The sequence below is a fragment of the Actinoplanes sp. NPDC051475 genome, from assembly GCF_040689425.1.
Taxonomy (GTDB): Bacteria; Actinomycetota; Actinomycetes; order Mycobacteriales; family Micromonosporaceae; genus Actinoplanes.
Window position 1 is genome coordinate 20,073 of the sequence record NZ_JBFAZZ010000023.1, and the last position, 24,327, is coordinate 44,399.

23 protein-coding genes are annotated in these 24,327 nt (G+C 70.9%); 16 read left to right on the forward strand and 7 right to left on the reverse strand.

Annotated elements, in window-relative coordinates:
- The first annotated feature begins 17 nt into the window (after window positions 1–17).
- From AB0368_RS34030 to AB0368_RS34050, 5 genes are all read left to right on the forward strand, one after another.
- A complete protein-coding gene (locus AB0368_RS34030; RefSeq protein ID WP_366158131.1) occupies window positions 18–1,079 on the forward strand; it encodes a sugar ABC transporter substrate-binding protein in 1,062 nt (353 codons plus the stop codon).
- The gene (locus AB0368_RS34035) at window positions 1,052–2,104 is read left to right on the forward strand and encodes an ABC transporter permease (protein WP_366158132.1); all 1,053 of its coding nucleotides are present in this window, start codon (window positions 1,052–1,054) and stop codon (window positions 2,102–2,104) included. Before AB0368_RS34030 ends, AB0368_RS34035 begins: the two co-directional genes overlap by 28 nt.
- Window positions 2,101–2,874, forward strand: coding sequence for an ATP-binding cassette domain-containing protein (locus tag AB0368_RS34040; protein WP_366158133.1), 774 nt, complete (start codon window positions 2,101–2,103; stop codon window positions 2,872–2,874). The genes AB0368_RS34035 and AB0368_RS34040 overlap by 4 nt, the downstream gene beginning before the upstream one ends.
- Window positions 2,875–2,927: 53 nt before the next feature.
- Window positions 2,928–3,986 carry a DUF2332 domain-containing protein gene (locus AB0368_RS34045; RefSeq protein WP_366158134.1) on the forward strand — a complete coding sequence of 353 codons (1,059 nt, stop codon included), beginning with the start codon at window positions 2,928–2,930 and terminating at the stop codon, window positions 3,984–3,986.
- A gap of 184 nt (window positions 3,987–4,170) precedes the next feature.
- On the forward strand, window positions 4,171–4,725 hold the full coding sequence (locus AB0368_RS34050) for a DUF1062 domain-containing protein (protein ID WP_366158135.1): 555 nt from the start codon (window positions 4,171–4,173) through the stop codon (window positions 4,723–4,725).
- Here the strand turns inward: AB0368_RS34050 and rhaI are convergent.
- From rhaI to AB0368_RS34075, 5 genes are read right to left on the reverse strand one after another with little or no spacing between them, the layout of a single operon-like run.
- Window positions 4,722–5,888: an L-rhamnose isomerase gene (gene rhaI / locus AB0368_RS34055; protein ID WP_366158136.1), complete on the reverse strand. Its 1,167-nt coding sequence runs from the start codon at window positions 5,886–5,888 to the stop codon at window positions 4,722–4,724. The two genes, AB0368_RS34050 and rhaI, sit on opposite strands and share 4 nt — an antisense overlap.
- 14 nt (window positions 5,889–5,902) lie before the next feature.
- A complete protein-coding gene (gene rhaS, locus AB0368_RS34060; RefSeq protein WP_366158137.1) occupies window positions 5,903–6,979 on the reverse strand; it encodes a rhamnose ABC transporter substrate-binding protein in 1,077 nt (358 codons plus the stop codon).
- 25 nt (window positions 6,980–7,004) lie between these two features.
- Window positions 7,005–7,994, reverse strand: coding sequence for an ABC transporter permease (locus tag AB0368_RS34065; protein ID WP_366158138.1), 990 nt, complete (start codon window positions 7,992–7,994; stop codon window positions 7,005–7,007).
- Window positions 7,987–9,006, reverse strand: coding sequence for an ABC transporter permease (locus AB0368_RS34070; RefSeq protein WP_366158139.1), 1,020 nt, complete (start codon window positions 9,004–9,006; stop codon window positions 7,987–7,989). Before AB0368_RS34070 ends, AB0368_RS34065 begins: the two co-directional genes overlap by 8 nt.
- Window positions 9,003–10,493, reverse strand: coding sequence for a sugar ABC transporter ATP-binding protein (locus tag AB0368_RS34075; protein ID WP_366158140.1), 1,491 nt, complete (start codon window positions 10,491–10,493; stop codon window positions 9,003–9,005). The genes AB0368_RS34070 and AB0368_RS34075 overlap by 4 nt, the downstream gene beginning before the upstream one ends.
- A gap of 138 nt (window positions 10,494–10,631) precedes the next feature.
- Between AB0368_RS34075 and AB0368_RS34080 the strand changes: the two genes are divergently transcribed.
- The 11 genes from AB0368_RS34080 to AB0368_RS34130 all read left to right on the forward strand — a co-directional run bounded on the left by AB0368_RS34080 (window position 10,632) and on the right by AB0368_RS34130 (window position 22,113).
- Window positions 10,632–11,666: a LacI family DNA-binding transcriptional regulator gene (locus AB0368_RS34080; RefSeq protein ID WP_366158141.1), complete on the forward strand. Its 1,035-nt coding sequence runs from the start codon at window positions 10,632–10,634 to the stop codon at window positions 11,664–11,666.
- 100 nt (window positions 11,667–11,766) lie between these two features.
- Window positions 11,767–13,797: a bifunctional aldolase/short-chain dehydrogenase gene (locus tag AB0368_RS34085; RefSeq protein WP_366158142.1), complete on the forward strand. Its 2,031-nt coding sequence runs from the start codon at window positions 11,767–11,769 to the stop codon at window positions 13,795–13,797.
- A complete protein-coding gene (locus tag AB0368_RS34090; RefSeq protein ID WP_366158143.1) occupies window positions 13,794–15,200 on the forward strand; it encodes a rhamnulokinase family protein in 1,407 nt (468 codons plus the stop codon). The genes AB0368_RS34085 and AB0368_RS34090 overlap by 4 nt, the downstream gene beginning before the upstream one ends.
- Window positions 15,191–15,928 (forward strand): (Fe-S)-binding protein, encoded by a 738-nt coding sequence (locus tag AB0368_RS34095; protein WP_366158144.1) that lies wholly within the window; start codon window positions 15,191–15,193, stop codon window positions 15,926–15,928. Before AB0368_RS34090 ends, AB0368_RS34095 begins: the two co-directional genes overlap by 10 nt.
- Window positions 15,925–17,343: a lactate utilization protein B gene (locus AB0368_RS34100; RefSeq protein ID WP_366158145.1), complete on the forward strand. Its 1,419-nt coding sequence runs from the start codon at window positions 15,925–15,927 to the stop codon at window positions 17,341–17,343. The genes AB0368_RS34095 and AB0368_RS34100 overlap by 4 nt, the downstream gene beginning before the upstream one ends.
- Window positions 17,340–17,912 carry an LUD domain-containing protein gene (locus AB0368_RS34105; protein ID WP_366158146.1) on the forward strand — a complete coding sequence of 191 codons (573 nt, stop codon included), beginning with the start codon at window positions 17,340–17,342 and terminating at the stop codon, window positions 17,910–17,912. Before AB0368_RS34100 ends, AB0368_RS34105 begins: the two co-directional genes overlap by 4 nt.
- Before the next feature lie 83 nt (window positions 17,913–17,995).
- Window positions 17,996–18,331 (forward strand): STAS domain-containing protein, encoded by a 336-nt coding sequence (locus AB0368_RS34110; RefSeq protein WP_366158147.1) that lies wholly within the window; start codon window positions 17,996–17,998, stop codon window positions 18,329–18,331.
- Between the two features lie 26 nt (window positions 18,332–18,357).
- Window positions 18,358–18,999 (forward strand): aspartate/glutamate racemase family protein, encoded by a 642-nt coding sequence (locus AB0368_RS34115; protein WP_366158148.1) that lies wholly within the window; start codon window positions 18,358–18,360, stop codon window positions 18,997–18,999.
- A complete protein-coding gene (locus tag AB0368_RS34120; RefSeq protein WP_366158149.1) occupies window positions 18,996–19,619 on the forward strand; it encodes a TetR family transcriptional regulator in 624 nt (207 codons plus the stop codon). Before AB0368_RS34115 ends, AB0368_RS34120 begins: the two co-directional genes overlap by 4 nt.
- A gap of 2 nt (window positions 19,620–19,621) precedes the next feature.
- Window positions 19,622–20,518: an ABC transporter ATP-binding protein gene (locus AB0368_RS34125; protein ID WP_366158150.1), complete on the forward strand. Its 897-nt coding sequence runs from the start codon at window positions 19,622–19,624 to the stop codon at window positions 20,516–20,518.
- Window positions 20,515–22,113 carry an ABC transporter permease gene (locus tag AB0368_RS34130; protein ID WP_366158151.1) on the forward strand — a complete coding sequence of 533 codons (1,599 nt, stop codon included), beginning with the start codon at window positions 20,515–20,517 and terminating at the stop codon, window positions 22,111–22,113. The genes AB0368_RS34125 and AB0368_RS34130 overlap by 4 nt, the downstream gene beginning before the upstream one ends.
- A 20-nt stretch (window positions 22,114–22,133) precedes the next feature.
- Here AB0368_RS34130 and AB0368_RS34135 read toward each other — a convergent pair whose 3' ends face one another.
- Both AB0368_RS34135 and AB0368_RS34140 read right to left on the reverse strand, forming a co-directional pair.
- Window positions 22,134–22,625: a hypothetical protein gene (locus AB0368_RS34135; RefSeq protein WP_366158152.1), complete on the reverse strand. Its 492-nt coding sequence runs from the start codon at window positions 22,623–22,625 to the stop codon at window positions 22,134–22,136.
- Complete coding sequence (locus AB0368_RS34140; protein ID WP_366158153.1) at window positions 22,618–24,273, reverse strand: Na+/H+ antiporter; 1,656 nt, start codon at window positions 24,271–24,273, stop codon at window positions 22,618–22,620. The genes AB0368_RS34135 and AB0368_RS34140 overlap by 8 nt, the downstream gene beginning before the upstream one ends.
- Window positions 24,274–24,327: the final 54 nt, after the last annotated feature.

The window sequence follows — 24,327 nt, forward strand, 5'->3', positions numbered from 1 at the left end:
ATCGATTTGGAGGAGACATGCGTGGATCAACGCTGATCAGGCGTGGGCGACTAGGCCCCGCACTGACCGCCGCGGCGCTGCTGCTCGGCACGGCGGCGTGCGGAGGCGACGACGGCGGGGGATCGGGCGGAGGGGAGATCGTCGGCCTGATCACCAAGACCGACACGAACCCCTTCTTCGTCAAGATGAAGGAGGGCGCGCAGCAGGCCGCGGCGAAGCAGGGACTGAAGCTGCAGTCGTTCGCCGGCAAGCAGGACGGTGACAACGAGGCCCAGGTGCAGGCGATCGAGAACCTGATGTCGTCGGGCGCCAAGGGCTTCCTCATCACGCCGAACGACTCGAAGGCGATCGTGCCGTCGATCGACAAGGCGAAGCAGCAGGGAATGCTCGTCATCGCACTGGACACGCCCACCGACCCCGCGAACGCGGTGGACGCCACCTTCGCCACCGACAACTACCAGGCCGGCAAGCTCGTCGGACAGTGGGCGAAGGCCAAGTTCGACAAGGACGGCAAGCAGGCGAAGATCGCCATGCTGGACCTCAACGCCAACCAGGTCTCCGTCGACGTCAAGCGCGATCAGGGCTTCCTCGACGGCTTCGGAATCCCGGTCGGCGACGCCAACCGGATCGGCGATGAGAAAGACCCGCGGATCGTCGGCCACGACGTGACCGACGGCGCTGAGGACGGCGGGCGTACGGCGATGGAGAACCTGCTCCAGAAGGATCCGTCGATCAACCTCGTCTACACCATCAACGAGCCCGCGGCGGCGGGGGCGTACCAGGCGCTGAAGGCGGCCGGCAAGGACAAGGCCGTCACCATCGTGTCCATCGACGGTGGCTGCCCCGGCGTCGACAATGTCAAGAAGGGCGTGATCGGGGCGACCTCCATGCAGTTCCCGCTGAAGATGGCGTCGCTGGGCGTCGAGGCGATCGCCACCTTCGCGAAGAACGGCGAGAAGCCCAAGGCCACCGAGGGCAAGGACTTCGTCGACACCGGCGCCCAGCTGATCACCGATCAACCGCAAGCCGGCGTGGAGGCCAAGGACTCCGCGTGGGGCAAGCAGAACTGCTGGGGCTGACCATGGCGACCGCAACCGAGAGCGCCACCGACTTCGAGACCCGCCGGCACGACTCACTCGGCCTGCGCGTCCAGCATGTCCTGCACGGCAACCCGGTCCTCGGCCCGCTCGCCGTCATGATCGTCGCGATCATCGCCTTCTCGCTCGTCAACACCCGCTTCTTCTCGGCGTCGAACCTGTCGCTGGTGCTGGCCCAGGTGACCGTCATCGCGACGCTCGCGCTCGGCCAGACGCTGGTCATCCTCACCGCCGGCATCGACCTTGCGGCCGGGGCCATCGCGGTCTTCTCCTCGATCCTGACGGCCAGCTTCTGCACGGACCTGGGCATGCCCGGGGGGCTGGCCCTGCTGCTCGGCTTCGCCTGCGGCACGGCCATGGGCGCCGTCAACGGGTTCCTGGTGACCAGGATGAAACTCCCCCCGTTCATCGTCACGCTCGGCACCCTGACCATCTTCGTCTCGCTGAACTCCGTGGTCTCCAAGAGCGAGACGACTCGCGGCTCGGACATGCCGTCGCTGATGACCTGGACGGGTACCACGATCCCGATCGGTGGATTCCGGCTCACCTACGGATCGATCATCATGCTGCTGCTCTTCGCGTACTTCTTCTACGCGTTGCGGTCCACGGCCTGGGGCAAGCACGTGTACGCCAGCGGCGACGACATCGAGGCGGCGCGGCTCGCCGGTATCCGGACGAACCGGGTGCTGTTCTCGGTCTACACCATCGCCGGCCTGCTGTACGCCATCGGCGGCTGGATCCTCATCGGCCGGTTGGCGTCGGCCAGCCCGAACGTCGGTGCGGACTACAACCTCGACTCGATCACCGCTGTGGTGCTCGGCGGCACGAGCCTCTTCGGCGGCCGCGGCGGGGTCATCGGCACCCTGATCGGCGCCCTGATCGTCGGCGTCTTCCGCAACGGCCTCCAGCTGGGCGGCGTCGAGGTGGTCTGGCAGGGCTTCGCCATCGGCCTGCTGGTCCTCGTGGCGGTCTCCCTCGACCAGTGGATCAGGAAGGTGAAGACGTGACGACTCCTGTCCTTGAGGCCCGTGGGATCACCAAGCGATACGGCCGGGTCACGGCGATCGAGAGCGGCGACCTCGAGCTCTACCCGGGCGAGATCCTCGCGGTCATCGGCGACAACGGCGCCGGCAAGTCCAGCCTGATCAAGGCATTGTCCGGGGCGTTGATCCCCGACAGCGGCGAGATCTACCTCGACGGGAAGCGGGTGCACTTCCGAAACCCGATGGAGGCGCGCGAGGCCGGCATCGAGACCGTGTACCAGACCCTGGCCGTGGCGCCGGGTCTCGACATCGCCGACAACCTGTTCCTGGGCCGCGAGCAGCGGCGTTCCGGCCCGCTCGGCTCGGTCTTCCGGATGCTCGACCGCAAGCACATGCGCTCGGAGGCCCGCCGGCACATGTCGGAGCTGGGCATCGGCACCCTGCAGAACATCGGCCAGGCGGTGGAGTCGCTCTCCGGCGGCCAGCGTCAGGCGGTCGCGGTGGCCCGCTCGGCGGCCTTCGGCAGCAAGGTGGTCATCCTCGACGAGCCGACGGCGGCGCTGGGCGTCAAGGAGAGCAACCGCGTGCTCCAGCTCATCCGCGACGTCCGCGACCGCGGCCTGCCGGTGATCCTGATCAGCCACAACATGCCGCACGTCTTCGAGGTGGCGGACCGGATCCACATCCAGCGCCTGGGCCGCCGGGCGACCGTCATCACGCCGAAGTCGCACTCCATGTCGGAGGCGGTCGCCATCATGACCGGCGCCGCCCCGCCACCACCGCAAGCCGGCTGAAGGGGGTGTCTCGCGGGCCGCCACGGCCCGCGAGACATCCTAGAATCCCCGGGATGCCACTCGCTCAGATGTACCGACGTTTCGGCGAGGTCGACGCCGCCGGGACATCGCCGCTTTACGAGCGCATCGCCGTCGCCCTGAGCGAGTCCGGCGAGGCGTTGCGCGCCATCGAGAAGGCGCCGGCACGCAAGCGGCATCCGGCGCTGATCCTCGCTGCGCTGCACGACCTCGCCCTGGCCGGGCACGCCCCGGCGCTTGCCGCGGCCTATGCCGCTGCGGACGTCGACGCTGCCGCCGGCGCGGCCATTGACACGCTGGTGCGAATGACCGACGCCGTCGTGGCCATCGCCGGGCGCCGACGGGTACGGACTGACGAGACCGGACGCTGCGCCGTGCTGTATCCGGCCATTGCCGAGGCGGCGCACCGGGTCGGGGCGAATGCCGTCGGGCTGATCGACGTGGGGTGTTCGGCGGGGCTCAACCTCAACGTCGATCGCGTCGGGATCGCGTACAGCGATGGACAGACGCTGGGCGACCCGTCGTCTCCCGTACAGATATCGGCCTCGATTGTGGGGGATCGGCCCGTCCCGGCGCGGGCGATGCCCGAGGTCGTCGCCCGGGTCGGCGTCGACCTCGATCCGGTCGACGTGACCGACGTGGACGAGGCCCGATGGTTGCGCGCCTGCGTGTGGCCGGACCAGGCGGAGCGGGTCGCGCGGCTCGAGGCGGAGATAGCACTGGCGGCCACAGACCCTCCGCTGCTGCTGCAAGGTGACGCTGTCGAGGTGCTGTACGACGCCTTCGCCCGGGTGCCCGCGGACGCGCTGCCCGTCGTCACCACGACGTGGGCGCTGTCGCAGTTCCCGCTCGAGAGCCGCCTGCGCTTCCTGCACCGCCTCGACGAAATGGCGACCGGCCGAACGGTGGCGTGGGTGTCGGTGGAGGGGGTCGGGGTCGCGCCGGCGATTCCGACGTTCGGCGACCGCCGCGCCTCCGGCCACAGCATCACCGGCCTGGCCGTGTTCGAGCATTCGACCTTGCGAGTCGAGGGCGTCGGCCGGTGCTGGTCGAAGGGTCGCCTGCTTTCGTGGCTGGCGGACCCCCGGCACTAGCGCTCGAAAACCGGTGGAACGGCGCCACTGCGCGCCATTACCGTGCTGCCCAACCAAGTCGTCTGGGCAAGGACGTGCCGTTGTACACCCTGTGAGACCTCCCGAGCGCTGATTCGTCGCGCGTCGCGCATGTGCGCCGCGCTTCCTTTTGCTGCGGACTTCTCACTGAAATCGGTGTACCCCTGTGCTCAAAACCTGGGCCGTCGTGCCCACCTGCCTACCGCTCATTCTCCGCCGTTGCCACGCTTGCGCGTCCGAGCGCTTCCGGGCAAGCGGGAAATTTCGCGTCAACGCAAACCACAAGCTCCTCGACGCCTGGCTCCTCGCGCTCTGCACCGCTTGCGGGGAAACGGCGAAGCTCACGGTTTTCGAGCGGACGAATGTGCGCTCCATAGCACCCGAGCTGCTGAACCGGCTGCATGACAACGACCCCGGCCTGGCAGCTGAGCTGCTTCAGGATCCGGTCCTGCGCCGCCGTAATCGGATCGCCCTCGACTGGGGCGACGCCTGGCGCCTGGACACCGGCGGATCGGATGACCTGGACAGCGAGGTGATCGACGTGTCGGTCCGCTTCGCGGCGCGGATCCCGGTCCGGCCGGTGCGACTGATCGCCGAAGGTTGCGGTCTTTCGCGGGCCGAGGTCGAGAGACTGATCAAGGAGGGAAAGCTCGTTTCGGCATTCCGGCTGAGCGGCAAGCTCTCCGGCGACTTCACCTTCACGCTCAAGTGCTGGGGCTAGGCGCCCCAGCCGGCCTGCTCGCCGCCGATGCGCTCGGCCACGATCTTGTCCTGGTAGCCGCTGCGCCGGTACGCGGCCACCGGGTCCGGGTCGAGGCCCATGTCCGCGCGCACCTCGGCGAGCAGCGGCCGCACGTCGGTGTTGTACGCGTCCATCACCACCGCGTTCGCCTCGAGGACATCGCCGTCGTTCTGGGCCTTGGCCAGTGCGTTCCGGTCCACCAGCAGTGCCTTGGCGGTCGCCTCCTGGATGTTGAGGATCGACCGGATGATGGCCGGCACCTTTGCCTCGATGTTGTGGCATTGGTCCAGCATGAAGTTGATCCCGTACGCCGGATCCAGCGCGTCGCCGCGGACGATCTCGTACATGATGCGGAAGAGCTGGAACGGGTCCGCCGCGCCGGCCATGAGGTCGTCGTCGGCGTAGAAGCGGCTGTTGAAGTCGAACGCGCCCAGCTTCTTCTGCCGGAGGAGGAACGCGACGATGAACTCGATGTTGGTGCCTGGCGCGTGGTGGCCGGTGTCGATGCAGACCGTCGCCTTCTCGCCCAGCTCGAGGCAGTGGGCGTACGACGTGCCCCAGTCCGGGATGTCGGTGGCGTAGAAGGCCGGCTCGAAGAGTTTGTACTCGAGCAGGATGCGCTGGTTCTCGCCCAGGCGGTCGTACGCCTCGCGCAGCGCCGCAGCGAGCCGGTCCTGACGGTTGCGCAGGTCGTCCTGGCCCGGGTAGTTGATGCCGTCGGAGAACCACAGCTTGAGGTCGCGTGATCCGGTGCGGTCCATGATGTCGACGGCCTCGAGCAGGTGGTCGGTCGCCTTGCGGCGGATGCCGGCGTCCGGGTTGGTGACCGACCCGAGCTTGTAGTCGTCGTCCTGGAAGACGTTGGTGTTGATCGCGCCGATGCCCACGCCGAGGGAGTCCGCGTACGCGGCCAGCTCGCGGTAGTCGTCCACCTTGTCCCACGGAATGTGCAGGGCGACCGTCGGCGCGACGCCGGTGAACCGGTGCACGACGGCCGCGTCGGCGATCTTCTCCTGCGGGTTGCGGGGCACGCCGGGCTGGGCGAAGACCTTGAACCGGGTGCCGGAGTTGCCGAAGGCCCACGACGGGGTCTCGATCCGCTGCGCGGCGAGCGCCCGCTTGACTGCGGCATGGTCGGTCATGGCGTCACTCTTCTTCAGAAGTTGAACTGGTCGATGTTCTGAGCGGTGAACTCGGTGGGCGGGCCGAGGACGATCTCGCCGTCCGCGCCGATCGTGTACTCGCCGAGCTTGCCGGCGGTGAACTTCTCGCCCTCCTTGCCGGTGATCTGGCCGGAGGCGAGCGCGGCGCCGGCGTACGCGGCCAGGTAGCCGATGTCGGCCGGGTTCCACAGCGCGAACTTCTTCACCGTGCCGTCCTTGACGTACTCGCGCATCTGGTTCGGCAGCCCGAGGCCGGTGATCGCCACCTTGCCCTTGTAGTTCGAGGAACTGACGTAGCGCGAGGCCGCGGCGATGCCCACGGTGGTGGGGGAGACGATGACCTTCAGATTCGGGTACGACTGCAGCAGCCCTTGCGCCTCCTGGAAGGACTTCTGGTCGTCGTCGTTGCCGTACGCGGTCTTGACCAGCTTGAGTTTGCTGTACTCGGGCTTGGCCAGCTCCTTCTTCATCACCTCGATCCAGGCGTTCTGGTTCGTGGCGTTCGGGGTGGCCGAGAGGACCGCGATCTCGCCCTCGCCGCCGGCCAGCTCGTTTGCCATCTTCACGAGGCTCTCGCCGATGCCCTGGGTGGTGGCCTGGTTGATGAAGGCGTCGCGGCAGTCCTTGGAGGCGTCCGAGTCGAAGGACACCACCTTGATCTTCGCCTGCCGGGCCTGGTTGAGCGACGGGCAGACCGCGTTGGGGTCGTTGGCCGCCACCACGATCACGTCCTGCTGCTGCTGGATCAGCGTGTTGATGTAGCTGACCTGGGAGGAGGCGCTGGCGTCGTTCGGGCCGACGAGCTTGTAGTCGCCCTTGAGCTCGCCGACCGCCGCCTTGCCGCCGGCGGTCTCGACGTCGGAGTACGGGTTGTTGAGCTGCTTGGGCAGGTACGCGATCTTCAGCCCTTCCTTGATCTTCGCGTTGGGGTCGGCGGAAGCGCCGCCCGGGGCCGCGGCGCCGCCGTTCGAGGAGGCGCTGTCCTTGGTGGTGCCGCTGCACGCGGCGAGACCTAGAACGAGGAGTGAGGCGCTGGCTGCGGTCAGTAGCCGACGGGGGGAACGAAGCATGACGGACTCCTAGGACGGGAGGAATTCAGTGAGCGGCGGCCTGGCGGAGTCTCCGCCGGGCCCACGTGGTGCGGACGGACGAGGCGATGTTGGGCAGCAGCACCGAGAGGACCAGGAGCGCGCCGGTGACGATGTTGAGGGCCTGGCCGGACACGTCCTGCAGGCGCAGGGCGTTCTGGAGGGCGGCGAGCAGGACCACGCCGGCCAGGACGCCGGGCAGGGTGCCCCGGCCGCCGAAGATCGAGACGCCGCCGAGCAGCACCGCGGCGACCACGGCCAGCTCGAGACCGGAGCCGTTGTCCGCGCGGGCGCTGGAGTAGCGCAGGGTCCACAGCACACCCACCAGGCCGGCCATCGCGCCGCTGGCCACGTACAGCCAGAATTTGGTGCGTGCGACCCGGATGCCGGAGAAATGGGCGGCCTGGGCGTTGGCGCCGATCGCGTAGAGCGAGCGGCCGAAGGGCGTCGCGTGCAGGACGACGCCGGAGATCAGGGCCAGGGTCACGATCAGAACCAGCACATTCGGTACGGCGCCACCGCCGATCGTGCCGGTGACCCAGCCGGTGTAGTTCCAGGGGAAGTCGGCCACCGCCCCGTCGCCGAGCACCACGAAGGCGAGGCCGCGGTAGAGGGCGAGCGTGCCGATGGTGACCGCCAGCGAGGGCAGGCCCAGGCCGGTGACGAGGAAGCCGTTGAAGGCGCCGAGGGTCGCGCCGACCACGATGCAGAGCGGGATGATCATCTCGATCGACAGGCCGTTGTTCCAGAACCAGCCCATCAGCGAGCTGGTCAGGCCCAGCGTGCTGGCCACCGACAGGTCGATCTCGCCGGTCACGATGATGAAGGTCATGGTCAGCGCGACCAGCACGATCGGCATCAGGTCGAGGACGAGGAAGGTGAAGTTGCGGCTCGTTCCGAAGTTGGGCACGGCGAACGACGCCACCACGAGCACCACGACGGTCAGCAGGATGATGATGCTGTCCCAGCTCGCGAGTCTCTTGCGCAGCTCATACATGGCTGTCCCTCTTCCTCAGGGAACGGGCGATGCGGACCGCGACCAGGCGGTCGGCGCAGATGGCGAGGATGATCAGCGCGCCGACGATGGCCTGCTGCCAGAACTGGTTGATGTCGAGGACGGCCAGGGCGCTCCCGATGACCGTGAGCAGCAGGGCGCCGAGGCCCGCGCCCCAGACCGTGCCGCTGCCGCCGAACACGGCCACGCCGCCGACCACCACTGCGGCCACGACGTTCAGTTCGTAGCCGGTGCCGGCCGCCGCGTCGACCGTGCCGAAGCGGGCCGCGAAGAGGACCCCGGCCAGGCCGGCCAGGGCGCCGCTGACGGTGAACGCGCCGAGCAGGTTGCGGGCGACGCGGATGCCGGCGAGCTCCGCGGCCTGCGGGCTGGAGCCCATCGCGTACAGCTCGCGGCCGACCCGGTAGTTGCGCATGATCAGCGAGACGCCGCCGACCACGACCAGGGCGATCAGGACCAGCCACGGTACGCCCAGAATCGAGGCGTTCGCGAACCGCAGGAAGTGCCGGGGCAGCTCGTCGGCGTTGACCTGCTGCCCGCCGGCCCACGAGTACGTGATGCCGCGGTACATGTAGAGGGTGCCGAGGGTGACCACGAGCGCGGGCACCCGGCCGAAGCGGACCAGGACGCCGTTGACCACGCCGGCGACCGCCCCCACCGAGAGGCCGACCAGGACCGCCACGACCATCGGCAGGCCCGGGTTCGCGCTCATCATCGTGGCTACGGTGAAGGCGCTGAGCCCCAGCAATGAGCCGACGGAGAGGTCGATGTTGCGGGTGATGACCACGACCGCCTGCCCCGCCGCCATGACCGCGAGGATCGCCGTGTTGAGGAGGATGTCGCGGATGCTCTGCCCGGAGAGGAACCGCGGATTGCTGACGGCGGTGTAGCCGACGAGCGCCGCCAGGGCCAGGATGATGCCCAGCTCCCGTGTCTTCACCAGCCCGCCGGGCGCGCGCTTCGCCGGGGTGGCGGTGGCCAGCGCGGCGGTCATGCCGACTGTCCCATTGCCGCGTACATGACGGCCTCCTCGGTGGCCTCTTCGCGGGTGAGGCGCGCGGCGACGTGGCCCTCGCGCAGGACGATGATCCGGTCCGCCATGCCGAGCACCTCGGGGAGCTCGGAGGAGACCATGACGACGGCGAGCCCCCGCGCCGCCAGGGCCGACAGCAGTCGGTGGACCTCGGCCTTGGTGCCGACGTCGATGCCGCGGGTGGGCTCGTCCACGATGAGCAGCTTCGGCCCGGTGGCCAGCCACTTGGCGAGGACGACCTTCTGCTGGTTGCCGCCGGAGAGCGTGCCCACCGGGTCGGACAGCCGGCCGAACTTGGTCTGCAGCTGCCGGGTCCAGGTCGCCGCCTCGCGCCGCTCGGTGCCGCCGAGCAGAAGTCCCAGCCGGGCCAGGGCGCGCGAGCGGGGCAGGGTGACGTTGCGCTCGATCGAGAGCTCCATGACCAGGCCTTGCTGGCGGCGATCCTCGGGCACCAGGCCCATCCCGGCCGCCATGGAGGCGCGCGGGGAGCCGGCTTTGAGCTTCCTGCCGAGGAGGCGGACGGTGCCCCGGTCGTAGCGGTCGACGCCGAAGACAGCCTGCATCACCTCGGAGCGGCCGGCGCCGACCAGGCCGGCCAGGGCGACGATCTCGCCGGCTCTGACCGCGAAGCTGACGTCGCGGAAGACGCCCTCGCGACTCAGCCCCTCGACCTCCAGCACCGTCTCGCCGACGGCCGCCTCCTGCTTGGGGTAGAGCGCGCTCAGGTCGCGGCCGACCATGCGCCGGATCATGTCGTCGACGCTGAGCTCGCTGACCGGCTCGGTGCAGACGTGCCGGCCGTCGCGCATGATCGTGACCCGCTGGCAGAGGGCGGTGATCTCCTCGAACCGGTGCGAGATGAACATGATCGCCGCGCCCTCGTCGCGCAGCGCCCGGGTGACCGCGAACAGCCGGTCCACCTCGACGCCGCTGAGCGCCGCGGTGGGCTCGTCCATGACCAGGATCCGGGCCTCGCTGGACAGGGCCTTGGCGATCTCGACCAGCTGCTGGTCGGCGATGGACAGTCCCCGCGCGGGACGGCCCGGGTCGAGGTGCACGCCCAGCCGCGCGAAGAGCCGGTGCGCGGTCGCGGTCATCGCCTTGCGGTCGATCTGCCGGAGCCGCGTCAGCGGCTGGTTGCCCATCGCGATGTTCTCGCCGACCGAGAGGTCGGGGAAGAGGGTCGGCTCCTGGTAGATCACGGCGATGCCCGCGGCCTTCGCGTCGGCCGGGCCCGCGAACTCCGTCTCCACGCCGTTGACCGCGAGGGTGCCGGTGTCGGGCCGGTGCACCCCGGCGAGCATCTTGACGATCGTGGACTTACCGGCGCCGTTCTCGCCGACGAGGGCGTGGGCCTCGCCCCCGTGCAGAGAGAAGCTGACCCCCTGGACGGCCGCCACGGCGCCGAAGGACTTGGACACGTCGCGCACGTCGAGCAGAGCGCTCACGGCCACCTCCGGGCTCCATTGAAATGTTTCAGACGCCGTGGAACGAAGGTAGGTGGCGCCGATCACACGTGTCAAGCATTCACCCGAAACGATTGGGCTAGGATGTCGCCTTCAACGTTTCAACGGGGGGAGTGGCCGGTGGCCAACGGCAGGAGCCCGTCCGTCAAGGACGTCGCCGCGACCGCGGGCGTCTCCCTGGGCACCGTCTCCAACGTGATGAACCGCCCCGAGGTGGTCAGCCCCGCGACCCGCGAACGGGTCGAGCGGGCGATGGCCGAGCTCGGCTTCGTGCGCAACGAGTCGGCGCGCCAGCTCCGTGCGGGGACGAGCCGGACCCTCGCGTACGTGATGCTCGACGGCAGCAACCCGTTCTTCCACGACGTGGCGCAGGGCATCGAGCTCGCCGCCGAGACAGCCGACCTGTCGCTGTTCATCTGCAACAGCAACGGGCGTGCCGACCGCGAGGCGGTGCACCTCGACCGCCTCGTGCAGCAGCGGGTGCAGGGCGTACTGATCACGCCGGTCGACCCCGAGGCGCCGCACCTGGCGGAGATCGCCCGCCGCGGCATCCCGATCGTCATCGTCGACCGGGTCGGTGCCGGCGGCGCCTTCTGTTCCGTCGCCGTGGACGACGTGCTGGGCGGCCGGATCGCCGCGGAGCATCTCGCCGAGCACGGCCACACCCGGGTCGCGGTCGTCGGCGGCCCGGAGAGCCTCGGCCAGGTGCGCGAGCGGCTCGAAGGGGCCCGGCAGGTCTGGGCGGAGCTGGGACTGCGGCCCGAGGACCTGATCCACCTGCCCACCTCGGCCCTGACCGTGGCCGAGGGGCGCTCGGCGGGGGAGCGGCTCGCGGGCATCCCGGGGCGGCGGCGGCCCACGGCCGCCTTCTGCGCCAACGACCTGCTCGCGCTCGGGCTGCTGCAACAGGTGATCGGTGCCGGGATGCGGGTGCCGGACGACCTGGCCATCGTGGGCTTCGACGACATCGAATTCGCCGCGGCGGCCGCGGTGCCGCTGACCTCGGTGCGCCAGCCGCGCCAGGAGCTCGGCCGGGCCGCCGCGAGGCTCGTGCTGGACGAGGCGGCCGATCCGCAGCACCGGCACCGGCAGCTCTCCTTCGAGCCGGAGCTGGTGGCGCGGGCGTCCACGGTGTCCCGTCCGCGCGCCCTCTGAGCTTTCATATCCAGGCGAGGCTATTGACCCCGGTCGCGACGTCGACGTAGCCTCCTCGGCATCTGTGAAACGTTTCATGGTATCGAGTCGGAGGACGGTCATGTCCCACCCCGCAGTGAGCGATCTCCTCGGCCGGAGCAACCGCCTCGGCGCCGACCCGCGCACGACGAACTACGCGGGCGGCAACACGTCCGCGAAGGCCACCGCGACCGATCCGGTCACCGGTACGCCCGTCGACCTGCTCTGGGTCAAGGGTTCGGGCGGCGACCTCGGCACCCTCACCGAGGCCGGGCTCGCGGTGCTGCGCCTGGACCGGCTCCGGGCCCTCACCGGGGTCTACCCGGGCGTCGAGCAGGAGGACGAGATGGTCGCCGCGTTCGACTACTGCCTGCACGGCAGCGGCGGCGCGGCACCCTCCATCGACACGGCCATGCACGGCCTGGTCGAAGCGGCGCACGTCGACCACCTGCACCCGGACGCGGGCATCGCGCTCGCCACCGCCGCCGACGGCCCCGCGCTGACCAAGGAGATCTTCGGCGACCGGGTGCTCTGGGTGCCGTGGCGCCGGCCGGGCTTCCAGCTCGGTCTCGACATCGCCGCCGTGCAGCGCGCCAACCCGCAGGCGATCGGGGTCGTCCTCGGCGGGCACGGGATCACGGCGTGGGGTGCCACGAGCGAGGAGTGCGAGGCCCGGTCCCTGGAGATCATTCACGCCGCGGCGGCGTACCTGGCTGAGCACGGGCGGCCCGAGCCGTTCGGGCCGCTGGTGCACGCGCCGCTGGGCGAGGAGGCGCGGCGGGAACGGGCGGCCGCGCTCCTGCCGATCGTGCGGGGGCTGGCGTCGACGGATCGGCCGCAGGTCGGGCACTACACCGACAGCGAGGTGGTGCTCGACTTCGTGGGACGCGAACGGATGCCCGTGCTGGCGGCGCTCGGCACGTCGTGTCCCGACCACTTTCTGCGTACCAAAGTGCAGCCGTTGGTCTTGGACACCGCGCCCGACGTGCCGTTGGCGGAAGTCGAAGCCCGGCTCAGGGAGTTGCACGCGGCCTACCGGGAGGATTACCGGGCTTACTACGAACGGCACGCCACCGCGGACAGTCCCGCGATGCGTGGCGCGGACCCGGCGATCGTGCTCGTCCCGGGCGTGGGGATGATCAGCTTCGGCGCGAACAAGCAGACCGCCCGGGTCGCCGGCGAGTTCTACGTCAACGCGATCAACGTGATGCGCGGGGCGGAGTCCGTCTCCACGTATGCGCCGATCGACGAGGCGGAGAAGTTCCGGATCGAGTACTGGGCGCTGGAGGAGGCCAAGCTGCGGCGCCTGCCGAAGCCGAAGCCGCTGGCGACCCGCATCGCCTTCGTCACCGGCGGCGGTTCGGGCATCGGGCGGGCCGTCGCGCTGCGGCTCGCCGCCGAAGGAGCCTGCGTAGTCGTCGCCGATCGCAACGTGGAGGCGGCCGTCGCCGTCGCGAATGAGATCGGAGGCTCCGACTCGGCTGTGGCAGCCGAGGTTGACGTGACCTCGGCCGACGCGGTGGCGGCCGCCCTTCGCGACGCCGTCCTCGCCTTCGGCGGGGTGGATCTGGTGGTGAACAACGCCGGGCTGTCGATCTCCAAGCCGCTGCTGGAGACCACCGAGGCGGACTGGGACCTCCAGCACGACGTGATGGCCAAAGGCTCGTTCCTGGTGTCCCGTGCGGCCGCCCAGGTCATGATCGGGCAGGGCATGGGGGGCGACATCGTCTACATCTCCAGCAAGAACTCGCTGTTCGCGGGCCCGAACAACGTCGCGTACGGCGCCGCCAAGGCCGACCAGGCGCACCAGGTCCGGCTGCTCGCCGCCGAGCTCGGGGCCTACGGCATCCGCGTCAACGGCATCAACCCCGACGGCGTGGTACGCGGCTCCGGGATCTTCGCGGGCGGCTGGGGCGCGCAGCGGGCGGTCGTCTACGGCGTACCGGAGGAGCGACTCGGCGAGTTCTACGCCCAGCGCACCCTGCTCAAGCGCGAGGTGCTGCCGGAGCACGTGGCGAACGCGGTCTTCGTGCTGACCGGCGGGGAGCTGTCGCACACCACGGGTCTGCACATCCCGGTGGACGCCGGCGTCGCGGCTGCGTTCCTGCGGTGAGGACCTTCGCGGCCGTCGACCTCGGCGCGTCCAGCGGCCGGGTCATGGCCGGCCGCGCCGGTCCCGGAAAGCTCGAGCTGGCCGCCGTGCACCGCTTCCCGAACGAGCCGGTACGGGCCGGCGGCACGCTGCACTGGGACATTCTCGCGCTCTATCGCGGCGTCCTCGAAGGGCTGCGGCGGGCCGGCCCGGTCGACGGCATCGGCATCGACTCGTGGGCGGTCGACTACGGCCTGCTGGACGCGACCGGCGCGCTGCTGGGCAACCCGGTGCACTATCGCGACGCCCGCACCGACGGCATTGCGACAATGGTTCCCGAGGATGAGCTCTACGCCCTGACCGGGCTGCAAAAGCTGCCGTTCAACACGATCTACCAGCTCGTAGCGGCCGCCGGGACGCCCCAGCTCGAGATCGCACGGCAGTTGCTGATGATTCCCGACCTGATCGCCTACTGGCTCACCGGCGAGCCGGGCGCCGAGGCCACCAACGCGTCCACCACCCAGCTGCTGGACGTGCGATCGGGGACCTGGGCGACCGGACTGATGGAGAGGCTGGGCATCCGTCCCGCGCTCTTTCCCGCCCTCCGGCGCCCTGGGGAGACGATCGGCCGCGTGCTGCCGGAGCTGGGACTCGGGGCGACGGACGTCATCGCCGTGGGCTCGCACGACACGGCGTCGGCGGTGGTGGGGGTGCCGGCCGCGTCCGAGCACTTCGCCTTCGTGTCCTGTGGCACTTGGTCGCTCGTCGGGGTGGAACTGGACGCCCCGGTGCTGACCGAGGAATCGCGGCTGGCCAACTTCACCAACGAGGGCGGCGTCGACGGCACGATCCGATACCTGCGCAACGTGATGGGCCTCTGGCCGCTGCAGGAGTGCCTGCGGGAGTGGGGGCAGCCCGGCCTTCCTGACCTGCTGCGGGCGGCGGCGGCCGAGCCGGCGTTCGGTGCCGTGGTCGACCTCGACGACCCCGGGTTCCTGCCGCCCGGCGACATGGTGCGGCGGATCTGCCGGCAGGCCGGACGTGAGCTGGAACCGCCCGCGATCGTCCGGTGCATCGTGGACAGCCTTGCGCTGGCGCATCGGCGCGCGGTGCGCCAGGCCCAGGAACTCTCCGGCCGGCACGTCGACGCGGTGCACATCGTCGGCGGCGGCGCCCGCAACGAGCTGCTCTGCCGGCTCACCGCCGATGCCTGCGGGCTGCCCGTACTGGCCGGCCCGGTCGAGGCCACGGCCCTGGGCAACGTGCTCGTCCAGGCGCGCGCGGCCGGTGCGATCCGCGGCGACCTCTCGGCGTTGCGGGCGCTGCTGCGGGAGACTCAGGGGATCGTGCGCTACGAGCCGCGCGGCGACGAGGCCGCGTGGCGGGCGGCCGAGCGCCGGGTGGGGAGTCTGACATGCGGATAGCCCTCTTCGTGACCTGCCTGGCCGACACGCTGTTCCCCGCGGCGGCCAAGGCCACCGTCCAGCTCCTGGAGCGCCTCGGGCATGAGGTGGTCTTCCCGCCGGGCCAGACCTGCTGCGGCCAGATGCACATCAACACCGGCTATCAGAAGGACGCGCTTCCTTTGGTACGCCGCCACGTGCGCACCTTCGCCCCGTACGAGGCGGTGGTGGCACCCTCGGGCTCCTGTGTCGGATCCGTACGCCACCAGCACGCGATGGTCGCCCGGGCGGCGGGGGACGCGTCGCTGGCGGCCCGGGCCGAGGACGTGGCGTCGCGCACGTACGAACTCTCGGAGCTGCTGGTGGACGTGCTCGGCATCGAAGACGTCGGCGCCTCCTATCCGCACCGGGTCACGTACCACCCGACCTGCCACTCGCTGCGGATGCTCCGGGTGGGCGACAAGCCGCTGCGGCTGCTGCGTCATGTCCGCGGCCTCGAGCTGGTGGACCTGCCCGACGCCGAGCAGTGCTGCGGCTTCGGCGGCACCTTCGCGATCAAGAACGCGGACACCTCCGCCGCGATGCTCGCCGACAAGATGCGCCACGTGCTGGAGACGGGCGTCGAGGTCTGCACGGCCGGCGACTCTTCCTGCCTCATGCACATCGGTGGCGGACTGTCCCGCCTGGACGCAAAGGTGCGGACCGTTCACCTGGCCGAGATTCTCGCCGCCACGGAGGAAGCCTCATGAGCCGTACCTTTCTCGGGATGCCGGCGACCGCGCCGCGCGGGGTGGGCAACCTGCGTGGCGACGAGCCTTTCCCGGAGGCCGCCCGCAAGGCCCTCGCCAACGACCAGCTGCGCCGCAATCTCGGCCACGCGACCAGCACCATCCGCCGCAAGTCCGGTGCGGTGGTCGCGGAACTGCCCGACTGGCAGGAGCTGCGGGCCGCCGGGTCCGCGCTCAAGGCCGCGACCATGGCGCGCCTGCCCGAGCTGCTCGAGCAGCTCGAGGAGAAGGTGACAGCGGCGGGTGGCGTGGTGCACTGGGCGGCCGACGCGAACGAGGCCAACCGGATCGTCACCGACCTGGTCCGGGCCACCGGGCACGACCGCGTCATCAAGGTCAAGTCGATGGCCACCCAGGAGATCGGCCTCAACGAGGCGCTCGAGGCCGCCGGGATCGCACCGGTCGAGACGGACCTGGCCGAGCTGATCGTCCAGCTCGGACACGACCGGCCGAGCCACATCCTGGTTCCGGCGATCCACCTCAACCGCTCGGAGATCCGCGAGATCTTCCTGCGGGAGATGCCGGGCGTCGACCCGGAGCTCACCGACGACCCGGCGGCACTCGCCGCGGCGGCCCGCCGGTATCTGCGCGAGACCTTCCTCAGCACCCGGGTGGCGGTCTCGGGCGCCAACTTCGCGGTCGCCGAGACCGGCACCCTGGCCGTGCTGGAGTCCGAGGGGAACGGCCGGATGTGCCTGACCCTGCCCGAGACCCTGATCACCGTGATGGGCATCGAGAAGGTGGTGCCCAAGTGGCGCGACCTCGAGGTGTTCCTGCAGCTGCTGCCGCGGGCGTCGACCGGGGAGCGGATGAACCCGTACACGTCGATGTGGACCGGGGTGACGCCGGGCGACGGGCCGCAGAGCTTCCACCTGGTGCTGCTCGACAACGGGCGCACCGCGGTGCTCGCCGACGAGCTGGGTCGCCAGGCTCTGCACTGCATCCGGTGCTCGGCCTGCCTCAACGTGTGCCCGGTCTACGAGCGCACGGGCGGGCACGCGTACGGGTCGGTGTACCCCGGCCCGATCGGAGCCGTGCTGTCGCCGCAGCTCACCGGGGTGGCCGACAACGCCTCCCTGCCGTACGCATCCTCGCTCTGCGGTGCCTGCTTCGACGCCTGCCCGGTGAAGATCGACATCCCGGCCATCCTGGTCCACCTCCGGAACCAGGCGCCGCATCCGCGCACCGAGCGGATCGCGATGGCGGCCGCGGCGTACACGATGGACCGTCCGGCGCTCTACACCCGCGCGCAACATGCGGCGAAGCTGACCCGGCGGGTCACGCACCTGCCGCCGCCGCTGAACGGCTGGACGGCGAGCCGCGACCTGCCGGATCCGCCGCCGGAGACCTTCCGTGACTGGTGGGCCGGGCGATGAGCAGCCGGGACCTGATCCTGGGCCGGATCCGGGCGGCGCTGGGCGACACGGAAGTGCCGGAGGTGCCGCGCGCCTACCGTACGGCCGGCAGTCTGCGCGCCGACCTGGAGCTGCTGGTAGACCGGCTCGTGGACTACAAAGCAGTGGTCCACCGCGGCACCGATGTCGCGGCCGTCGTCGCGTCGCTGAACCCGGGCCGGCTCGTGGTACCACCGGGCGTCGACCCGTCCTGGCTGCCCGCCGGCGCCGAGGTGGTCGACGACGAGCACGAGGCCGACGCCGTGCTGACGGCGGCAGCGGTGGCGGTGGCCGAAACCGGCACCATCGTGCTCGACGGCTCCGCCGACCAGGGGCGCCGCGCCGTCTCGCTCCTGCCGGACCTGCACATCTGCGTCGTACGCGCGGACCAGGTCGTCGCCGCCGTGCCGGACGCGATCGCCCGCCTCGACCCGCTCCGGCCGCTGACCTGGATCAGCGGTCCCTCCGCCACCAGCGACATCGAGCTCAACCGGGTTGAGGGGGTCCACGGCCCGCGTCGGCTGCACGTCATCCTCACCGCACCGGAGTGAACCCGCCGGAATGGGATTCATCGGGGTGTGTCCGAGCCGTCACTGCCGCTAGGCTGACGCTCGACCGTGTGGGGAGGCCTTCGATGCCCGAACGCCTGACCGGCGAACCGCTCGTCGTGCCGGAAACCGAGCTCAGCGTGGCCACGGTGGAGCAGACGGCCGACTACCTGCGCCTGCGGTGCGTGGGGGAGATCGACCAGTCGACGGCCGGCCTGTTCGCCGAGGCGCTGGCCGCCGCCGTGCCCGGTCGCCGGCGTGTCGAGGTGGACCTGAGCAAGGTCACGTTCATGGACTCCTCGGGCATCAACGCGCTGGTCCAGCAGCGGACGCCCGAGTGCGAGCTGGTCCTGATCAAGGTCCCGCCGCGGATCCGCCGGGTCCTGGAGATCACCGCCCTGGATCACATCTTCTGTCCCTGACCGCGGCCGTCCGGCACGCTGAGCCGGTGACCACGATCGGATTCCTGCACACCGCGTACGCCCACGTCGACACGTTCCGCGCCCTGGTGCGCGAGCTCGGTCCTGGCCAGGACGTCCATGTGGTCGACGAGAGCCTGCTCGCCGAGGCCCGGGAGCGCGGGGTGGACGAGGCGATCCGGCGCCGGCTGCTGCTCCGGCTCCGCGAGGTGGCCGCCGCGGGGGCCGACGTGGTGGTCTGCACATGCTCGACCCTGAGCGGGTACGCCGAACGGCTGAGCGACGCGGCCGGCGTGCAGGTGGTGCGGGTCGACCGTCCGATGGCGGAGGCGGCCGTCGCCGCGGGGCGCCGGATCGCGATCCTGGCGACCGTAGCCTCGACGCTCGCGCCGACCCGGGAGCTGCTGACGTCGTGCGCCTCGCCCGGCACCGAGATCATCGACGCGCTCTGCCCGCACGCCTGGCCCCTGTTCGAGGCCGGTGACCTCGACGGGTACGCCCACCGCATCGCCGCCTACGCCCGCACGCTGGAGACAGAGGTGATCGTGCTGGCGCAGGCGAGCATGGCGCCCGCCGAACCACTGCTGGCCGACTGCGGCAAGCCCGTGTTGAGCAGCCCGCGTATCGCGGTGCAGCACGCTACACAGTTGTGTAGTAAGCTATACATGTGAGTAGCTCGACGGACTTGACTGCCCGCGCCCGCATCCGGGAGGCGGCGATCGCCCTCTTCGCCGAGCGCGGCATCGGCGGCGCGACCATCCGCGACATCGCCGAGGCGGCCGGGGTCTCCTCCGGCCTGCTGCGGCATCACTTCGGCTCCAAGGAAGGCCTGCGCGACGCCTGCGACGACTACGTCATGGCCGAGCTCGCCCGCATCCGCGCGCCCTACCTCGACGGGACCGGCTACGGCGAACAGGGTCTGCTCGACGCGATCCAGGCCGCTCCGCTGGTACTGCAGACGTACGTGGTCCGGTCGACGATGGACGGTTCACCGACGGGCACCAAGATGTTCGAGCGGATGGTCGACGAGGGTGAACGCTGGCTGGCGACCGCGCCCGTCAAGTCCTCGGACCCGCGGGCGTACGCGGCCGTCCTCGTCGCCCTCAAGATGGGCATGTACCTGCTGCGCGAGCAGATCTCCGCGGCGATCGGGGTGGACACCCGCACCCCGGCCGGGCAGGCCCGCATGTTCCGGGCTGCCGTCGAGATCTTCGCCCAGCCCATGCTCTCCGCCGACCTCGCCGACCAGGCGTACGCCGTCCTGGACCGGCTCATCTCATCTCAGGAGTAGCGATGACCGAGGCGATCAGTGTCACCGGGCTCGCCAAGAGCTTCGGGCGCGTCCGGGCCCTCGACGGCCTGGACCTGCACGTGGAGACCGGTGAGGTGCACGGCTTCCTGGGCCCGAACGGCGCCGGGAAAACCACCACCATCCGCATCCTGCTCGGGCTGATGCGTGCGGGCGGCGGCAGTGCCCGGCTGCTCGGCGGCGACCCGTGGTCCGACGCGACCGCGCTGCATCGGCGGCTCGCGTACGTGCCCGGCGACGTCACGCTGTGGCCGAGCCTGTCCGGCGGCGAGGTCATCGACCTGCTCAGCCGGCTCCGCGGCGGCGTCGACCCCCGGCGCCGGGACGAGCTGCTGGAGCGCTTCGACCTGGACCCGCGGAAGAAGGGCCGTACCTACTCCAAGGGCAACCGGCAGAAGGTCGCCCTGGTCGCCGCGCTCGCGTCCGATGTGGAGCTGCTGATCCTCGACGAGCCGACCTCCGGCCTCGACCCGCTCATGGAGTCGGTGTTCCGCGATGTGGTGCGGGAGGAGCAGCGCCGCGGGGACCGGACCGTCCTGCTCTCCAGCCACATCCTCAGCGAGGTGGAGGCGCTCTGCGACCGGGTCACCATCATCCGGGAGGGCCGGACGGTCGAGACCGGCACCCTGTCGCAGCTGCGCCACCTCACCCGTACGACGATCGAGGCGGAGCTCACCGGCCCGGTCGACGGCCTCGCTGCGCTGCCGGGGGTGCACGGGCTGCGTACGCACGACCACCGGGTCACCTTCGACGTCGACACGGATGCGCTCGAGCCTGCGCTGCGCCGGCTCGTCGACGTCGGGGTCCGCAGCCTGACCAGCCAGCCGCCGACGCTCGAGGAGCTGTTCCTCCGGCAGTACCAGAAGGACCCGGTCCGATGACCGGCACCGGGCGGCTGATCCGCCTCGTCCTGCGGCGCGACCGCTTGCTGCTGCCGCTGTGGGCCGTGGTCCTGGGCCTCGTTCCCGCCCTGTACGCCAGCTCCTTCAAGGACCTGTTCCCCACGGCGGCCGACCGCCTGGAGTACGCCCGGGTCAGCGCCGGCAACGCGGGTTTCGTCGGGCTCTACGGACCGCTGCACGGCTCCGATCTGGGCGAGCTGGTGGCCTGGCGCGGTGGCTTCCTGCCGGTGATGATCGGGCTGTTCAGCCTCCTCACCGTCATCCGGCACACGCGGGCCGACGAGGAGGCCGGGCGGACCGAGCTGATCGGCGCCGGTGTCGTCGGGCGGCACGCGGGGCTGGCCGCGGCGCTGATCGTCACGTGGGGCGCCAACGTGCTGCTGGGTCTGATCCTGACCGCGGCCATGATCGCCCAGGGCCTGCCCGGCACCGGTTCGGTGCTGATGGCCGCCGGGTTCGCCCTCGTCGGCTGCGTGTTCGCCGGCGTCGGTGCGGTCGCCGCCCAGGTGGCCGCCGGCGCCCGCAGCGCCCGGTCGATCGCTGTCGTCGCGCTCGGCGTCGCGTACGTGCTCCGCCTCGCCGGGGACGTCAGCGCCATCGGTGGCGGCGCGATCTCCTGGCTGTCCTGGTTGTCGCCGATCGGGTGGGTGCAGCAGGTGTTCCCGTACGGCGCCGACCGCTGGTGGCCCGGCGCGCTCGCGATCGCGTTCACGGCCCTGCTCGCCCAGGCGGCGGTGGCATTGGCCTCCCGGCGGGATGTCGGCGCGGGCCTGCTGGCGCCCCGTCCGGGTCCCGCACGGGCGGCCGCCGGACTTCGCGGTCCCGTTGCGCTCGCCTGGCGGCTGCACCGTGGACTGCTGGCCGGTTGGATCGCCGGTTTCGCGGCGCTGGGCCTGGTCTTCGGCGCGGTCGTCCGCAGCGTCGCCGACCTCACCGCGGAGAACCCCGAGCTGGCGCGGATGTTCGAGCGGATGGGCGGCGCGTCGGGTGCCACTGACAGCTTCCTCGCCGGGGTCAGCGGGGTCATGGGACTGGTCGCCGCGGCGTACGCCGTACAGGCCACCCTGCGCATGCGCGACGAGGAGAGCTCGGGCCACGCGGAGTCGGTCCTGGCCACCGCGCAGGGGCGGCTGCGCTGGATGGGCAGCCACCTGCTCTTCTCGCTGGCCGGTCCGGCGCTGGCGCTGGCCGTCGGGGGTGCCGTCTGCGGCGTGGTGACCGGGCTGGCGATGGACGACCTCGGCGGTGAGTTCCCGGCCGTGCTGGGCGGCATGATGGCCCAGCTCCCCGCGGTCTGGGTGCTGGCCGCGTTGACCGTGTTGCTCTTCGGCGCGGTGCCCGGGGCGGCCCCGGCGGCCTGGGGCGCGGTGGCGGCGTGTGTGCTGCTCCTGCTGGTGGGCGCGACCCTCGACCTGAGCCAGTGGGTCATGGACGTCTCGCCGTTCACCCACATCCCGCACCTGCCCGGCGGGGAGCCGTCCGCCACCCCGTTCGTGGTGCTCACGGCGATCGCGGTGGTTCTCGCCGGTGCGGGCCTGGCCGGGTTCCGGCGCCGGGACGTGCCCGCCACCTGACCGCGCCCGCGCGGCGCCGGCTAGACCGGGATCTCGACCGCGCGTACGTCGCCGTTGTCCGCGATCCGCCACAGGTCGCGCTCGTCGCCCAGGGCGATGCCGTCGACCGTGGCCGGGTCGACGACCAGGCTGGTCCCGTCGTCGAGCTGGAAGGCCACCCCGCGGACCCGCCCGTCGGCGAAATCGTCGTCCACGTAGAGGGTGACCGTCTTGCACTCGATGGCTCGGTGCACGCTCAGGTACATGCTGGTGAGGTCGATCAGGACCGGTCGCAGCTGGTCCTCGGCGTCGAGGTCCGGATGCACCGTGGGCTCGTCGGCCACGCCGATGCGCAGCAACTGGCCGAGCTCCGGGACGGTCAGGGTGACGTAGCCCTGCCCGGGCGCGCCGATGAACACCTGCTTGCCGTACAGGAGGACCCGCTCGGGGCTGCTGCTCAGGTCGCCGTACCCGGCGGCGAGCACTTCCTCGAAGCGGCGGCACCGGCGGAAGATCCGGATCAGCTCATCCATGGGCCGGCCTGTCGGGCAGCAGGCGTTCTTCGTGGTCGAGTTCGCGTTCGAGCACCCGCATCCCCTCGTCCGAGAGCCGGCCGGCGTCGCGCCAGCGCAGCAGTTCCTCGCGCTGGGCATCGATGACCGAGCGGCGGACCCGCAGCGCGGCCTCGTACTGCGGCGAGACCGGGACCTCGTCCGAGTCCGCCAGCTCGAGCAGGTCCAGGCGCCGCCGGTAGCGATCCAGGCGCGAGCCGAGCTGTTTGCGCATCGTCTCGATGGCGTGGTCCTCCACGTGGTCGTGGCGCTGCTGCTGGATCTCCTCCAGCCGGTCGAGCGCAGTCTGCACCGACGCCGAGCGAGCCTCGTTGCGCAGCCGCACCTTGTCCGCCTCGTTCGCCTTGAGGCCCAACATCCGGACCAGAGGTGCGAACGTGATGCCCTGTCCCACCAGGGTAACCAGGACGACCACGAACGCGCAGAACAACAGCAGGTCCAGGTCGGGGAAGGACTGCCCGCTGCGGGTCCGCGCCGGGATCGTGAAGACCGCCGCGAGGGTGATCACGCCCCGGGTGCCGGACCAGCTGAGCGCGACGATCTCCCGGCCGTCGAGGCGGCGCTCCCGCGCGCTCGTGTCCTCGTCCGAGGCGGGATCGCCACCGAGCCGAGCGTGCATCGAGCGGGGCAACATCTGGGTCAGCACCAGGAACAGCGGCCGGAGCAGCAGCACGACGCCCACCGAGACCGCCACCGCGATGACGATCGTCGAGGTCGGGTACTCGGACAGGCCGTCGATCACCCGGGGGAGCTGCTGGCCGATCAGCAGGAAGACCAGGCCCTCGAGGAGGAAGTCGACCAGCCGCCAGACCGCGGTGACCTGCAGCCGGCTGGCGCCGGAGGCCAGCCGGCCCGCGTCGTGGCCGACGATCAGGCCCGCCACCACCACCGCGAGCACGCCCGACACGTGCACCCGCTCGGCCAGCAGGTAGGCGACGAACGGCGTGGCCAGCGACACCGCGTTCGCGATCAGCGGGTCGCGCTGGATCGGGCGGGCGGCCCGTACCACGTACGCGACCACGATGCCCGCGATCACCCCTCCGGTCGCGGAGATGACGAACTCGCCGACCGCGGCGGAGAACGAGAACTTGTGGCCCACGGCGGCGGACACCGCCACGCTCAGCAGCGTCAGCGCGGTCGCGTCGTTGAGCAGGCCCTCACCCTGCACCAGCGTGACGATGTTGCGTGGCAGGCCGACCTTCTTGCCCACCGCCAGGGCCGCGACCGGGTCGGGAGGGGCCACCGCGGCGCCGAGCGCGACGCCGGCGGCGAGCGTCGCCCCGGCCACGAAGAAGTGGAATCCGATGCCGATCAGCAGCGCGGTGACCAGGACCAGGACCACGGACAGGCTGATCACGGTACGCAGGTTGCGGCGGATGTCGATCAGTGAGGAGTCGAGCGCCGCGCTGTACAACAGCGGCGGCAGGACCAGAGTCAGGATCAGCTCGGGTTCGAGGTCGACGTTGGGGCCGGGCAGGAGGGCGTAGAGGATCCCGAGGAGGGTGAGAAGGGCGGCCGCGGGCAATCCGGTGCGGTCGGCGAACCAGCGGACCCCGACGATCACCGCGACACCGGCGAGGATGAACAGCAACGTGGTCTCGACACTCACCGGCACATTCTCCCGGACGGGAGGTGCCGTGCGAGGCGGGGAGGAGTCATGCGC

Excerpts from the sequence above, each read along its gene's own strand:
- AB0368_RS34030 (WP_366158131.1), top strand. The coding sequence starts at position 18 with ATGCGTGGATCAACGCTGATCAGGCGTGGGCGACTAGGCCCCGCACTG.
- AB0368_RS34045 (WP_366158134.1), top strand. The coding sequence starts at position 2,928 with ATGCCACTCGCTCAGATGTACCGACGTTTCGGCGAGGTCGACGCCGCC.
- rhaI (WP_366158136.1), bottom strand. The coding sequence starts at position 5,888 with ATGACCGACCATGCCGCAGTCAAGCGGGCGCTCGCCGCGCAGCGGATC.
- rhaS (WP_366158137.1), bottom strand. The coding sequence starts at position 6,979 with ATGCTTCGTTCCCCCCGTCGGCTACTGACCGCAGCCAGCGCCTCACTC.
- AB0368_RS34065 (WP_366158138.1), bottom strand. The coding sequence starts at position 7,994 with ATGTATGAGCTGCGCAAGAGACTCGCGAGCTGGGACAGCATCATCATC.
- AB0368_RS34070 (WP_366158139.1), bottom strand. The coding sequence starts at position 9,006 with ATGACCGCCGCGCTGGCCACCGCCACCCCGGCGAAGCGCGCGCCCGGC.
- AB0368_RS34085 (WP_366158142.1), top strand. The coding sequence starts at position 11,767 with ATGTCCCACCCCGCAGTGAGCGATCTCCTCGGCCGGAGCAACCGCCTC.
- AB0368_RS34095 (WP_366158144.1), top strand. The coding sequence starts at position 15,191 with ATGCGGATAGCCCTCTTCGTGACCTGCCTGGCCGACACGCTGTTCCCC.
- AB0368_RS34100 (WP_366158145.1), top strand. The coding sequence starts at position 15,925 with ATGAGCCGTACCTTTCTCGGGATGCCGGCGACCGCGCCGCGCGGGGTG.
- AB0368_RS34105 (WP_366158146.1), top strand. The coding sequence starts at position 17,340 with ATGAGCAGCCGGGACCTGATCCTGGGCCGGATCCGGGCGGCGCTGGGC.
- AB0368_RS34110 (WP_366158147.1), top strand. The coding sequence starts at position 17,996 with ATGCCCGAACGCCTGACCGGCGAACCGCTCGTCGTGCCGGAAACCGAG.
- AB0368_RS34125 (WP_366158150.1), top strand. The coding sequence starts at position 19,622 with ATGACCGAGGCGATCAGTGTCACCGGGCTCGCCAAGAGCTTCGGGCGC.
- AB0368_RS34130 (WP_366158151.1), top strand. The coding sequence starts at position 20,515 with ATGACCGGCACCGGGCGGCTGATCCGCCTCGTCCTGCGGCGCGACCGC.
- AB0368_RS34135 (WP_366158152.1), bottom strand. The coding sequence starts at position 22,625 with ATGGATGAGCTGATCCGGATCTTCCGCCGGTGCCGCCGCTTCGAGGAA.